Source organism: Streptomyces sp. ISL-96 (assembly GCF_018614035.1).
Lineage (GTDB): Bacteria > Actinomycetota > Actinomycetes > Streptomycetales > Streptomycetaceae > Streptomyces.
In genome coordinates, this window is the sequence record NZ_JAGGPA010000001.1 from 1 (window position 1) to 13,588 (window position 13,588).

Here is a 13,588-nt window from a genome sequence, read left to right on the forward strand (position 1 = left end):
CGCGAAGTCCGGGCCTAGACGAACCGCCTGAGCGGGCCTAGACGTCGCCTTCCCGCTCAGCGAGAAAGCGTTCGAATTCGAGGCCGATTTCGTCGGCCGACGGCAGATCGACCGGCTCGGCGACCAGATTGCCCCGCGTCGCCGCACCCGCCACCGCGTCGTACTGGTGCTCAAGGCCCCGCACGAGCGAGACGAGCTCCTCGTCACCCTCACCGACCTGCCGGTCGATCTCGTCCTGCGTACGCCTGGCCTCCGTACGCAGCGAATGCGCGACGGCCGGCAGCACCAGTCCGGTCGCCGCCGTGATCGCCTCCAGGACGGTCAGCGCAGCGTCGGGGTACGAGGAACGCGCGACGTAGTGCGGCACGTGCGCCGCGACACCGAGCACGTCGTGCCCCGATTCCTCGAGCCGGAACTCGATCAGGGACTCCGCACTGCCCGGCACCTGCGCCTCGTCGAAGGGGCTGCGGTGACCCGGCATGAGGTCGGTGCGGTTGCCGTGCGGGGTGATGCCGACCGGGCGCGTGTGTGGGACGCCCATCGGGATGCCGTGGAAGTTCACCGACAGGCGCACACCGAGCCGCTCGACGATCTGCCGTACGGCAAGTGCGAACCGCTCCCACTCCACATCCGGCTCGGGTCCCGAGAGCAGCAGGAAGGGCGCTCCGGTCGCGTCCTGGACGAGCCGGACGTCGATCTCGGGAGCCTCGTACTCGGCCCACTTGTCGCGCCGGAACGTCAGGAGCGGACGGCGGGCGCGGTAGTCCACCAGCCTGTCGTGGTCGAAGCGGGCCACGACCTGGTTCGGCAGCGTGTCCAGCAGCTTCGAGACGATCTGATCGCCGGTCTCACCCGCGTCGATGTAGCCGTCGAAGTGGTAGAGCATGACCAGTCCGGCCGATTCCTGCGCGAGCGCCATGTCGACGACGGCGAGGCCCTTCGGCTCCCACTCATACAAATCCTGCGGATCAAGCACGATTACCGCTCCTCCTCGTGTTCCTACGGAAGAACGTGCCGTGCTGCGCGGGCATTCCCGGCCAGCGCCCCTTCTCCTGCAGCGCTTCCGGCCGTGCCCGGGAAGCGTCTTAAGCGAGCACGCGCGCGTGGCACCGGTGTTGGTGAACACCTCTGCGTGGCGCAGAAAGCTACGGCGGCTGGGTCTGAAATGAGTAAGGCCCGCTCCCCCATTGGGGAGCGGGCCTTACAATCAGCCAGTTACCAGCTGGAGGTCAGAGCGTCAGCTCTGGCCGCCCGCCAGCTTCTCGCGGAGCGCGGCCAGGGCCTCGTCCGACGCCAGGGCGCCGGAGTTGTCCGCCGACTCCGAGGAGTACGAGCCGCCGCCACCAGCGCCGCCGGAGGCAGCCGGGGCGCCGGCGGCCGGGGCAGCAGCACCCTCGGCAGCGGCGGCCTCGTCGGCCTCGCGGGACTTGATGACCTGGGCCTGGTGCTGCTCGAAGCGCTGCTGCGCCTCGGCGTACTGGCCCTCCCACGCCTCGCGCTGGGTCTCGAAGCCCTCGAGCCAGTCGTTGGTCTCGGGGTCGAAGCCCTCGGGGTAGATGTAGTTCCCCTGGTCGTCGTACGACGCGGCCATGCCGTACAGCGTCGGGTCGAACTCGACCGAGGCCGGGTCGGCACCGAAGGCCTCGTTGGCCTGCTTCAGCGAGAGGCTGATGCGGCGACGCTCGAGGTCGATGTCGATGACCTTGACGAAGATCTCGTCGTTGACCTGGACGACCTGCTCCGGGATCTCCACGTGGCGCTCGGCCAGCTCGGAGATGTGGACCAGACCCTCGATGCCCTCGTCGACGCGCACGAACGCACCGAACGGAACGAGCTTCGTGACCTTACCGGGAACGACCTGCCCGATCTGGTGCGTACGGGCGAACTGCTGCCACGGGTCTTCCTGCGTCGCCTTGAGCGACAGCGAGACGCGCTCGCGGTCCATGTCGACGTCGAGGACCTCGACGGTGACTTCCTGGCCGACCTCGACAACCTCGGAGGGGTGGTCGATGTGCTTCCAGGAGAGCTCGGAGACGTGCACGAGACCGTCGACGCCACCGAGGTCCACGAACGCACCGAAGTTGACGATCGAGGAGACGACGCCGGAGCGGACCTGGCCCTTCTGCAGGGTCGTGAGGAAGGTCTGACGGACCTCGCTCTGGGTCTGCTCGAGCCAGGCACGGCGGGACAGGACCACGTTGTTGCGGTTCTTGTCCAGCTCGATGATCTTGGCCTCGAGCTCCTTGCCCACGTAGGGCTGGAGGTCGCGGACACGGCGCATCTCGACGAGGGAAGCCGGCAGGAAGCCACGGAGGCCGATGTCGAGGATGAGACCACCCTTGACCACCTCGATGACGGTGCCGGTGACGATGCCGTCCTCTTCCTTGATCTTCTCGATCGTGCCCCAGGCGCGCTCGTACTGTGCGCGCTTCTTGGACAGGATGAGGCGACCTTCCTTGTCCTCCTTCTGGAGAACAAGGGCTTCGATCTCGTCGCCGACCTTGACGACCTCATTGGGGTCGACGTCGTGCTTGATCGAAAGCTCGCGGGAGGGGATGACGCCTTCGGTCTTGTAACCGATGTCGAGGAGAACCTCGTCCCGGTCGACCTTCACGATGACGCCGTCGACGATGTCGCCGTCGTTGAAGTACTTGATCGTCTCGTCGATCGCGGCGAGGAATGCTTCCTCGTCACCGATGTCGTTGACCGCAACCTGCGGGGTGGTGGAAGCGGTGGTCTCGGTGCTGCTCGTCATGTGGGTAAGGGCTCCGGTACGGACAGTAAGTCGTAGGTACTGCTACGCCGGGAGCCCGTATCGGCACCTGCTGAAGCCGGGCAGCCTAGGAGGCGCGATCCCGGACAACGGAAAACGCCTCGACAACCGAGGGGACATACAACCGGTGCAAGCGCAGCCTGCTCTGTCTGAGGTGCGCAGGCTCGCAGCGCAACTTGTAGCATACGGGGGCAGCCGGGCAGGGTCAATGCGCGAAGGCGCACACCCGGGGCGGAACGCCCCATACCCGGCACAACTAAGGTTTGGCGAGGCCACAACGGCCGCACCGCACTCTGCAGCTACAGGTTCGAGCGGAGCCTACGCAGACGAGACAGACGGGCGCAATGAGCCAGAGCAAAGACGCCACAGAGGCTTTCGAGACCCTCGACACCTACGTCCAGGACGACACGGATGAGGGGCAGGCGACCCGGCGTGAGGCCGGAGAGGCCGAGAGCAGCCGGGCGAGCCGGGGCTGGTGGGACCGGAACGCGGACGAGTACCAGAGCGAGCACGGAGCGTTCCTCGGTGACGACCGTTTCGTGTGGGGCCCGGAAGGGCTGGACGAGGCGGAGGCGGGTCTCCTGGGGCCTGCGGCGTCCCTGAAGGGACTCGACGTTCTGGAGATCGGCGCCGGCGCCGCGCAGTGCTCGCGCTGGCTCGCCGCGCAGGGCGCCCGCCCCGTGGCCATGGACCTCTCCCACCGGCAGCTCCAGCACGCACTGCGGATCGGCGGTGACGTCCCCCTGGTACAGGCGGACGCGGGAACGCTCCCCTTCAGGGACGCCTCCTTCGACCTGGCGTGCTCGGCGTACGGCGCGGTGCCGTTCGTCGCCGACCCGGTGGAGGTTTTCCGAGAGGTACGGCGTGTCCTGCGGCCCGGCGGCCGGTGGGTCTTCTCCGTCACGCATCCCATCCGCTGGGCGTTCCCCGACGAGCCCGGTCCCGAGGGGCTGTCTGTTTCCGCCTCCTACTTCGACCGCACGCCATACGTCGAACAGGACGACCAGGGGCACGCCGTCTACGTGGAGCACCACAGAACGATCGGGGACCGTGTACGGGACGTGGTGGCGGGCGGCTTCCGTCTGATCGACCTCGTAGAGCCGGAATGGCCCTCCTGGAACACGCAGGAGTGGGGCGGCTGGTCCCCGTTGCGCGGGAATCTGATCCCGGGAACGGCGATTTTCGTGTGCGTACGAGACTAGGGGCGTGATCCGCACCGACGCCCTTGGGCAGCTTCCCGTACGCACCGCTGTGCCCGCACTGGAGCGCGCCCTGGACGCGCACGGGACCGCGGTGCTGTGCGCGCCGCCGGGGACGGGCAAGACGACCCTGGTGCCACTGGTACTGGCCGGGCTGCTCGACGAGGGGCGGCCCGTGCGGAAGGTCGTCGTCGCGGAGCCGCGGCGGATCGCGGCACGGGCCGCCGCCCGGCGCATGGCGTGGCTGCTGGGCGAGAGCGTCGGGGGGCGCGTGGGCTTCACCGTGCGCGGGGAGCGCGTGGTGGGGCGCGACACGGTGGTGGAGGTCGTCACCACCGGCGTACTGCTGCAGCGCCTCCAGCGCGACCAGGAGCTCGCCGGCGTTGACGTCGTCATCCTCGACGAGTGTCATGAGCGGCACCTGGACGCGGACACCGTCGCCGCGTTCCTCCTCGACGTACGGGCCACTCTGCGGCCGGAGCTGCGGCTGCTCGCCGCCTCGGCGACGACGGACGCTCAGGGCTGGGCGCGGCTGCTGGGCGACGCGCCGGTGGTCGAGGCCGAGGGCGTCTCGCACCCCTTGGAGACCGTCTGGGCGCCGCCCGCACGTCCGGTGCGGCCGCCGCACGGCATGCGGGTCGATCCGGCGCTGCTCACGCATGTCGCCGCCGTGGTGCGCAGGGCGCTCGCCGAGCGGGAGGGCGACGTCCTGTGCTTCCTGCCCGGCGTCGGGGAGATCGCGCGGGTGGCGGGCCAGCTGTCCGGGGTGGGCGCCGAGGTGCTCCAGGTGCACGGACGGGCGCCGGCCGCGGTGCAGGACGCGGTACTGGCCGGTTCCGCCGGTACGCGCAGGGTGGTGCTGGCGACCTCGGTGGCCGAGTCGAGCCTGACCGTGCCGGGTGTACGGGTCGTCGTGGACGCCGGGCTGGCGCGTGAGCCCCGCACCGACCATGCGCGGGGGCTGAGCGCCCTGACGACCGTACGAGCCTCACAGGCCGCCTCCCGGCAGCGTGCGGGGCGCGCCGGACGGGAGGCTCCCGGTGCCGTCTACCGGTGCTGGGACCAGGCCGACGACGTACGGCTGGCCCGCTTCCCGTCCCCCGAGATCAAGGTCGCGGACCTGACGGCGTTCGCCCTCCAGGCGGCTTGCTGGGGCGACCCCGACGCGAGCGGTCTCGCCCTGCTGGATCCGCCGCCGGGTGGTGCGATGGCGGCGGCCCGTACGGTGCTGGCCGCCATCGGGGCGGTGGACGATTGTGGCCGTGCGACCGAAAGGGGTGTACGGATGGCACGCCTCGGCCTGCACCCCCGGCTCGCGCGGGCGCTCATCGACGGCGCACGGGAGGTCGGCACGCGCCGGGCGGCGGAAGTGGTCGCCCTGCTGAGCGAGGAACCCCCGAGGGAGTACGGCGACGACCTGGCCGCGGCCTGGCGAGCGGCCCGCCGCGGCAACGACGCGTACGGGGCCCGCTGGCGTCAGGAGGCGAGGCGGCTGGCTTCGGCGGCGGGCGGTACTGGCGGTTCGGGCGGGGAAGACCCCAGCGGGGCGGGTGACGATGCCGCCGCCGGCCTCGTGGCGGCCCTTGCGTTTCCCGAGCGCGTCGCCAAGGCACGGGGCGAAGGCGCCTTCCTCATGGCCTCCGGGACGGGGGCGGAACTCACCGACGGGTCCCGGCTGCGCAGCGCGCCGTGGCTGGCGGTCGCCGTCGCCGACCGTCCCGTCCATGCCGTCTCCGCGCGCGTGCGCTTGGCCGCCGTCATCGACGAGGACACCGCCCGGCTGGCCGCCGAGCACCTGCTTGTCTCCGGCGAAGAAGTGCGCTGGGAGGACGGGGACGTCGTCGCGCGGCATGTGCACCGCCTCGGTGCGGTCGAGCTGACCGTACGGACGCTCAAAAAGCCGGATACGGAACGTGTACGGGAAGCGCTGCTGGACGGGCTGCGACGCGAGGGCCTGGGGCTGCTGCGCGTGACGCGCGGGCGCTGCGGGAGCGTCTGGCCTTCCTGCACAGGGTGCTGGGTGCGCCATGGCCGGACGTGTCCGACGCGGCGCTCACGGAACGTACCGACGAATGGCTGGAGCCGGAGCTGTCACGGGCACGCCGGCGGGCCGACCTGGGCCGGATCGAGGCGGGACAGGCGCTGAACCGGCTCCTGCCGTGGGCGACCGGTGACGCGGCGCGGCTGGACGAGCTGGCGCCGGAGCGGATCGAGGTGCCGAGCGGGTCGCGGGTCCGGGTGGAGTACGGCGGGGAGCAGCCCGTACTCGCGGTGAAGCTTCAGGAGATGTTCGGGCTGGCCGAGACGCCGCGCGTGGCCGGGGTGCCGGTGCTGGTGCACCTGCTGTCGCCGGCGGGGCGCCCAGCGGCCGTCACCGCCGATCTGGCGTCCTTCTGGCAGGGCGGCTACCGCGCGGTGCGGGCGGAGCTGCGCGGCCGCTACCCGAAGCACCCGTGGCCGGAGGACCCGGCGGCGGCTGTGCCGACGAGGTACACGAAGGCACGTCTCGGGCGAAGCTGAGCCGGGCGGGAACGGCAGTGTCAGGCGCCGACGGGCTCCCGGCTGTCCCGTCCAAGGGGCTCCTCTTCGGCCGGGTCCGCCGGCCTGCGGCCCCGCGCCTCCAGGTACAGGGCCAGGGCGAACAGGGCCCCGGCGAGGAAAACGAAGCCCCAGGGGAGGTACGACGTAAGCATCAGTACGGCGACCCGGTTGGTCTTGACGAGCTCGACGGTGGAGTCGACGTAGTCCTGACGCATCTTCACGTGACCGGCGAAAGCGGTGACCTTGTCGCGACCGCCCAGCAGACTGCCGCCGCGCAGCTCCTCCCGGTGGATCTCCTCGCCGTTCACGGGAGCGCCCGTAACGGGGTCCACCCAGAACATCCGCCGGGTGGTGTACCAGCGTGTCGTGCCGGTCTGTTCCTCCAGCTTCGTCGCGTCGATCCCCGGCATGGGCATCTTCTTCGGGTACTTGACCTTCGTCCAGGGGATGGTCTGCTCGAAGTAGTAAATGTCCATTCCACGGAACGTCCGCTCGCCCTTGTAGTGGATCGGGGCGGAGGTGCGCGTCTGTGCGTCGAAGTACTCGTAGTCGCGCTTCTCCGTGAGAAAGGGCCACTTGAATTCGATGCCCTCGCGCCTGACCCGGTCGCCGTCGACCATCTCGCCGGTGGCGTGCACGGGGGCCTGGCTGTGGGCGTCGAAGATGTAGCGCTCGGGAATGGCCGAAACCATCTTGCCGTCGGGACCCTGGACGTACGAGAGCGAGTCCCAGACGACCACGTCGCGGCCCGCGCTCCGCTCGATCTTCTCGGACTCCTCGACGTTGCCCTTGAGGGTCTGGACGATGGTGACTTTCTCGACCTTCTTCGCCTTCATGGAGCTGTACTCGAGAAGCGTCGCGGGCTTCGCCTCCAGCACCATCTCCTGGTACTGGCCGGCCGGGATCTTGGCGAGGCGCGGGAAGGCGTACCAGCGCAGCAGCGGTGACAGGGCGGCGAAGAAGACCGCGAAGGCGAGCAGGACGAGGCTGGCTTTACGGCGCACGGCTTGCGGCCCCTCTACTTCTTCGGCCCGGGAACGGTCGTCAGCAGCGGCTTGGGCGAGGTCTCCCCCGGCGGGGCACCGACGGCCGTGATGGTGAGGACGAGCGCGAGGGCGGCGGCCAGCCCGATGGCGGCTGCGACGAGAGCACGCATGCTCGGCCTCCTGGAGCTGATGCATCGTCAGGGCAATGGGAGGTGGCACCGTAGCAACGGAGCCGCGAGATGAGAACACGTCGCACTGACATGACGCATGCCGGCATGCCGCTGCCCCGTCCGGAACATGGCCCGGACGGGGCAGCGGCAGCAGCGCTGAGAGCAGCCGCGTTTACGCGGTGGGTGTGGCGGAGGGCGTGGGCGACGGATCGGCCGTCGGTGCGGTTGTCGCCGCGGTGACGGTCAGTTCGACAGTGAGGACCACGCCGTCGGCGGTCGTGAGACGCAGTGTGTACGTTCCCGCGATGCCGTCGGTGTAGATCTCCGGAAGCTTCAGCAGGCCGTTGGCGTCGGTCTTGAGAGCGGTCAGGGTACGGACCGTCTTGCCGTCGGCGTCCTTGAAGTACGGGCCCTTGTCGTTCTCTGCCCAGTTCTCCGGGGACGCGTCGGCGTCACCCGTGACCATCGTCGCGCTCACACCGACGCCCGCCGCGGCCTTGCCCTTGTACGTCGCCTTGACCTCGACCGCGTCGGCGAAGGAGCCGCCGGTCTCGGCCGTGAGCTCCTTGTCCGAGGTACGGGCCAGCGCGTCGGACTGCGGCGCGGGCGCCGGCTTGGCCTTGACGGTGGCGGTGAAGTCCGCGGCGGGGGCCGTGGTGCCGAGCGCCTTGGCGCGGACGATGAACCTGCCGGTCTGGCCACCCGCGCTGAGCGTGGGAGCGGTGGCGATGCCGTCGGTGCCGGTGCTGACGACGATGCGGGTCGCGGCGCCCGGGAAGCGCGCCGCTGTGTCGCCAACGATCTGGAACTGGACCCGGGAGCCCGCGACAACCTTGCCCGCGGAAGTCTTGGCCCGTACCCGCAGCCGGTCGGCGAACCTCTCCCCCTCGGTGGCGGTCACGCTGGCGCTGCCGAGACGCTCCAGGGTGGTGACGGGCGCCTGGGGCGGAGGCGTTGTGGGGGGCGGCGTTGTGGGGGGAGGTGTCGTCGGGGGCGTAGTGCCGTCGCCCTCCGGCTCGCGGGGCGGCTTGGGCTTGACCGGCGGGGTGGGCTTGCCGGGGCCCGGTGTGTCGGGGCTGGACGGCGGGGGCGTCGTACCGGGAACGTCCGGGAGTCCCTTGCCGTTTCCGCTGTCGTGACTGTCGGGTTCGCCGCTGCCCGGCAGGACGCCGGAGCCGTCCGGCACCTCGTGGCTGTCGCGCCGGTAGTAGTCGAACCAGGACATGACCGTCCGCAGGTACTCCCGCGAGCGGTTGTAGCCGAGGATCGCCTGGTCGAGATCGCCCTGGACCGACAGGTCGCGGTTGTGGGCGCAGAGGTAGCGGCCGGCGGCGAGGGCCGCGTCGTAGATGTTGTTCGGGTCCTTCCGGCCGTCGCTGTTGCCGTCCTGCCCCCAGGTCGCCCAGGTGGACGGGATGAACTGCATCGGGCCGACGGCGCGGTCGTGCGTCGTATCGCCGTCGTACGCACCGTTGTCGGTGTCGGAGATGTTGGCGAAGCCGACGCCGTTGAGCTGCGGGCCGAGGATCGGCGTCAGCGTCGTGCCGCCGGCGTCGACGCGGCCGCCGCGTGCCTGGCCGGACTCGACCTTGCCGATGGCGGCGAGCAGCTGCCAGGGGAGACGGCAGCCGGGCGCGGAGTCCTTGACGGTCTCTTCCGCCCGCTTGTACGCGGCGAGGACCGTGGCGGGTATCCCCGACTCGGCCGGGCCCGTCACCACGGGAAGGTCTATAGAAGTGCCCGGTTTGTTGGGTTTGTTCGGGGTGTTCAGGGGTGGAAGGTCGGTGAAGTACGGCGAGTTGCCCGTCACTGGGGTGCCGGGCGGCTCGGTCGCGTTCGCGGCTCTCTCGTCGGCGGGCGCCGAAGTGCTGCCCGGCGCCTGCGAGGCGGAGAGTGCTGCCACTACGAGCGCCGCCACCGTGGTGGCTGTCGCCCCCTTGCGCAGCCTGCGACCGAATTGCGCTGCCATACGTCTGGCCCCTCCCGTCAACGGCTGTCCGCGCTCCCCAGCGCGAGGACTCTGGCGACACTACGACAACTACCGGCGCCGGAACACCGGCTGCTGTCCCCTTGTTGCCGGTTGTTCACGAAATCCAACCCGGAACCATGGACGGCATACTCAACGTCATTGATCACAAGCGGTCCAAGGGGGACTTTTGCCGTTCACACTCAGCCATGCGGCGGCGGTGCTGCCGGGCATTCGACGCGATGGGACCGCGCGCGGACCGCTGCTCGCATCGGCGCTCGTCGCCGGGTCGTTCGCGCCCGACATGACCTACTTCGCGGCCACCGCCGTACCGGCCGCGATGGCCTTCGGGGACGTCACGCACTCCCTGCCGGGTCTCGTCACCGTCGACGTACTGATCACGGCGGCGCTTGTCGGCCTGTGGCTGCTGCTGCGGGAACCCCTGTTGGCGCTGGTGCCGCGCCGGCGGCAAGCCCGCTTCCACAGGTTCGTACGTGGTCAGGACTGGAGCGGGATTCAACGGCCGTTGCTGGCTTGGCGGTTCTTCCTGTCGGCGGTCATCGGCGCGTCCACGCACGTCGTCTGGGACAGCTTCACGCATCTCGACCGCTGGGGCATGAAGGTCCTGCCGGTGCTCGGCGAGGTCGTCGCCGGCTTCCCGATGTACATGTACGCGCAGTACGGCGGCTCGGCGGTGGCCCTCGGGGTGATCGTGTGGTTCACGGTCTCGGCGGTGCGGCGCGGGACGGACGGTCCCGCGCCCGCCTCCGTACCGCTGATCGAGACGCGCGGGAAGTGGGCGGCCGGGGGGCTGCTCGCGCTGTGTGTGCTGACCGGCGCCGTACACCGGTGCGTGCGCTGGTACGCCGCTCAGAGCGTGCAGCTGAAGCCGCTCGACTTCATCCCCACCGCATGCTTCGGCGCCGGCGCGGGGCTCGCTGTGGGGCTTGTGCTGTACGCCGTGGGGGTGCGGCTGTGGATGCGCGGGCGTACGCCGGGACTTGACCGGGACCGTACGCAGACTGCGGGCCGTACGCCGTCTGCTCCTGGGTCTGCCGCGCCACGCTCACCCGTTCGTGGTGGTGTGCGGAACGGGTAAGCGGGGCGCGTTCGGACCTTGGATCAGTGCGCGGCGGACTCCCAGTCCGGGCCCACGCCCACCGACACATCGAGCGGGGCGCGCAGGCTGACGGCACCGGCCATCTCGCGGCGGACGATCTCCTCCACCTGCTCGCGCTCTCCCGGCGCCAGCTCCAGGACAATTTCGTCGTGGACCTGAAGCAGCATCCGGGTCTTCAGGCCGGCCTCCGTCAGCGCCCGGTCGACGTTCAGCATGGCGACCTTCACGATGTCGGCGGCCGTGCCCTGGATCGGGGCGTTCAGCGCCATCCGCTCGGCCGCCTCACGGCGCTGGCGGTTGTCGCTGTTCAAATCCGGCAGGTAGCGGCGGCGGCCGAGCATCGTCGCCGTGTATCCGGTGGCGCGCGCCTCGTCGACGGCACGCCGCAGGTAGTCGCGCACCCCGCCGAACCGCTCGAAGTACGTGTCCATCAGGACCCGCGCCTCGCCCGCTTCGATGTTCAGCTGCTGCGCCAGGCCGAAAGCGGACAGGCCGTAGGCAAGGCCGTACGACATGGCCTTGATCTTGCGCCGCATCTCCGCGTCGACCGCCGACCGCTCCACGCCGAACACCTGGGAGGCGACGGTGGTGTGCAGGTCCTCGCCGGAGGTGAACGCCTCGAGCAGGCCCTCGTCCTCCGACAGGTGCGCCATCACGCGCAGCTCGATCTGGCTGTAGTCGGCGGTCATCAGCGACTCGAAGCCCTCGCCGACGACGAAGCCGCGGCGGATGGCACGGCCCTCGTCCGTACGCACCGGCACGTTCTGCAGGTTCGGGTCGGTGGAGGAGAGCCGGCCGGTCGCAGCGACCGTCTGGCTGAACGTGGTGTGGATCCGGCCGTCGGCGGCGATCGTCTTGATCAGACCCTCGACCGTGGACCGCAGCCGGGCCTGCTCACGGTGACGCAGCATGATCACCGGCAGTTCGTGCTCGGTCTGGGCGGCCAGCCAGGCCAGTGCGTCCGCGTCCGTGGTGTAACCGGTCTTGGTCTTCTTCGTCTTGGGCAGATTCAGCTCACCGAAGAAGACCTCCTGGAGCTGCTTGGGCGAGCCGAGATTGAACTCGTGGCCCACCGACGCGTGCGCCTCCTTCACCGCCTGCTGCACCGCGCCGGCGAACTGCTGCTCCATCGCCTCCAGATGGGCGCGGTCGGCCGAGATGCCGTACCGCTCCAGCCGGGCCAGCAGCACGGACGTGGGCAGTTCCACATCGTGCAGCAGCTCGGTCGCGCCCACCTCCTTCAGCTTCACGCCGAACGCCTCGCCCAGATCGAGGACCGCGCGGGCCTGCGCCATCAGAGCATCGGCCTCGGCCTGCTCGTCCTCCTCGGAGCCGAAGGACAGCTGACCGTCGGCGGCGGCCGGAGCCAGCTCGCGGTGGAGGTACTCCATGGACAGCGTGTCCAGCGCGAAGGACCTGCGGCCGGGCTTGACCAGATAGGCGGCCAGCGCGGTGTCCATGGTGATGCCCTCGATGTGCCAGCCGTGCTCGGGGAAGACCCGCAGCGCGTCCTTGGCGTTGTGCATGACCTTCGGCCGGTCCGGGTCGGCGAGCCAGGCGGCGAAGGCCCGCTCGTCCGACTCGTCGAGCTCGGTCGTGTCGAACCAGGCCGCCTTGCCGTCGGCGGCCGCCAGCGCGACCTCGCTGACATTGCCGACGCCCAGGGCCCAGGTGGCAACGGTGGACACACCGAGCGGCTGCCCGCCGTGCTGCTCCAGCCAGAACGCCAGCTCACCGGCGCCCAGCACCGTGCCGTCCAGCTGCACACCGGCCTCCGGGGCCGGGGCCTCTTCCTCCTCCACGCCCGGGTCCACGGCGAGCAGCCGCTCCCGCAGGCTCGGGTTGCGAATCTCCAGGACTTCCAGGAACCCCTTCAGGGCGGTCCTGTCGTACGGAGCGCGCTCCAGGTCCGCCACGGCCTTTGGCAGATCCACGTCACGCACCAGCTCGGTGAGGTGGCGGTTGAGCTTGACCGACTCCAGGTGGTCGCGCAGGGCCTGCCCGACCTTGCCCTTGACCTCGTCGGCGCGCTCGACCAGCTCCGCGAACGAACCGAACTGGTTGATCCACTTCGTGGCGGTCTTCTCACCGACGCCGGGGATGCCCGGCAGGTTGTCCGACGGGTCGCCGCGCAGGGCGGCGAAGTCCGGGTACTGCGACGGGGTCAGTCCGTACTTCTCCTCGACCTTCTCCGGGGTGAACCGGGTCAGCTCGGAGACGCCCTTGGTCGGGTACAGCACGGTCACATGGTCGGAGACCAGCTGGAAGGAGTCCCGGTCGCCCGTGACGATCAGCACGTCGAAGCCCGCGGCCTCGGCCTGCGTGGCGAGGGTGGCGATGATGTCGTCGGCCTCGAAGCCGTCCACCGCGAACCGCTCCGCGTTCATCGTGTCGAGCAGCTCGCCGATCAGCTCGACCTGCCCCTTGAACTCGTCGGGGGTTTTCGACCGGTTCGCCTTGTACTCGGGGAAGTCCGCCTGGCGCCATGTCTTGCGCGACACGTCGAAGGCCACCGCGAAGTGCGTGGGCGACTCGTCACGCAGCGTGTTCGCCAGCATCGACGCGAAGCCGTAGATGGCATTCGTCGGCTGGCCGCTCGCGGTGGTGAAATTCTCCGCGGGCAGCGCGAAGAACGCTCGGTACGCCAGGGAGTGCCCGTCCATGAGGAGCAGGCGGGGACGGTTTTCTGCGGTCTTCTTCGATGCTGTCTCTGACACGCCTCCGATCCTAGGCCGCACCACTGACAATCCCGCCCGCACGGTCCCGATGTCAGCGCGGTCCGCACTGTCAGTGCCGCGTGACAGGATCGGATACGTACGTAACAGAACCGCAC

The 13,588-nt window shown here is 70.0% G+C and carries 8 protein-coding genes and 1 pseudogene; 3 read left to right on the forward strand and 6 right to left on the reverse strand.

The genetic code is table 11. The features are described from left to right. Nucleotides 1-37 precede the first annotated feature (37 nt). Together J7E96_RS00005 and rpsA are read right to left on the reverse strand one after the other, a co-directional pair. Nucleotides 38-919: a PAC2 family protein gene (locus J7E96_RS00005; RefSeq protein WP_251069206.1), complete on the reverse strand. Its 882-nt coding sequence runs from the start codon at nt 917-919 to the stop codon at nt 38-40. Between the two features lie 318 nt (nt 920-1,237). Further along, nucleotides 1,238-2,755: a 30S ribosomal protein S1 gene (gene rpsA / locus J7E96_RS00010; RefSeq protein WP_215126075.1), complete on the reverse strand. Its 1,518-nt coding sequence runs from the start codon at nt 2,753-2,755 to the stop codon at nt 1,238-1,240. A gap of 362 nt (nt 2,756-3,117) precedes the next feature. On the opposite strand from rpsA, the gene J7E96_RS00015 reads away from it, so the two are divergent. Further along, on the forward strand, nt 3,118-3,975 hold the full coding sequence (locus J7E96_RS00015) for a class I SAM-dependent methyltransferase (RefSeq protein ID WP_215126076.1): 858 nt from the start codon (nt 3,118-3,120) through the stop codon (nt 3,973-3,975). Nucleotides 3,976-3,979: 4 nt separating this feature from the next. Next, a pseudogene (hrpB, locus tag J7E96_RS00020) lies at nt 3,980-6,492 on the forward strand (ATP-dependent helicase HrpB). Nucleotides 6,493-6,512: 20 nt separating this feature from the next. Here the strand turns inward: hrpB and J7E96_RS00025 are convergent. From J7E96_RS00025 to J7E96_RS00035, 3 genes are all read right to left on the reverse strand, one after another. Next, nucleotides 6,513-7,517, reverse strand: a complete 1,005-nt coding sequence (locus J7E96_RS00025) for a DUF3068 domain-containing protein (protein ID WP_215126078.1) — start codon at nt 7,515-7,517, stop codon at nt 6,513-6,515. A 14-nt stretch (nt 7,518-7,531) separates the two neighbouring features. Then, nucleotides 7,532-7,669 (reverse strand): SPW_0924 family protein, encoded by a 138-nt coding sequence (locus tag J7E96_RS00030; protein WP_215126080.1) that lies wholly within the window; start codon nt 7,667-7,669, stop codon nt 7,532-7,534. 172 nt (nt 7,670-7,841) lie between these two features. After that, on the reverse strand, nt 7,842-9,638 hold the full coding sequence (locus J7E96_RS00035; protein ID WP_215126082.1) for a lytic transglycosylase domain-containing protein: 1,797 nt from the start codon (nt 9,636-9,638) through the stop codon (nt 7,842-7,844). A gap of 187 nt (nt 9,639-9,825) precedes the next feature. Here J7E96_RS00035 and J7E96_RS00040 point away from each other — a divergent pair, with 187 nt between their 5' ends. Beyond that, nucleotides 9,826-10,734, forward strand: a complete 909-nt coding sequence (locus J7E96_RS00040) for a DUF4184 family protein (protein ID WP_215126084.1) — start codon at nt 9,826-9,828, stop codon at nt 10,732-10,734. A gap of 23 nt (nt 10,735-10,757) precedes the next feature. Here J7E96_RS00040 and polA read toward each other — a convergent pair whose 3' ends face one another. After that, nucleotides 10,758-13,418: a DNA polymerase I gene (polA, locus tag J7E96_RS00045; protein WP_251069208.1), complete on the reverse strand. Its 2,661-nt coding sequence runs from the start codon at nt 13,416-13,418 to the stop codon at nt 10,758-10,760. Between the last annotated feature and the right edge of the window lie 170 nt (nt 13,419-13,588).

Excerpts from the sequence above, each read along its gene's own strand:
- polA (WP_251069208.1), bottom strand. The coding sequence starts at position 13,418 with ATGGACGGGCACTCCCTGGCGTACCGAGCGTTCTTCGCGCTGCCCGCG.
- J7E96_RS00015 (WP_215126076.1), top strand. The coding sequence starts at position 3,118 with ATGAGCCAGAGCAAAGACGCCACAGAGGCTTTCGAGACCCTCGACACC.
- rpsA (WP_215126075.1), bottom strand. The coding sequence starts at position 2,755 with ATGACGAGCAGCACCGAGACCACCGCTTCCACCACCCCGCAGGTTGCG.
- J7E96_RS00030 (WP_215126080.1), bottom strand. The coding sequence starts at position 7,669 with ATGCGTGCTCTCGTCGCAGCCGCCATCGGGCTGGCCGCCGCCCTCGCG.
- J7E96_RS00035 (WP_215126082.1), bottom strand. The coding sequence starts at position 9,638 with ATGGCAGCGCAATTCGGTCGCAGGCTGCGCAAGGGGGCGACAGCCACC.
- J7E96_RS00005 (WP_251069206.1), bottom strand. The coding sequence starts at position 919 with ATGGCGCTCGCGCAGGAATCGGCCGGACTGGTCATGCTCTACCACTTC.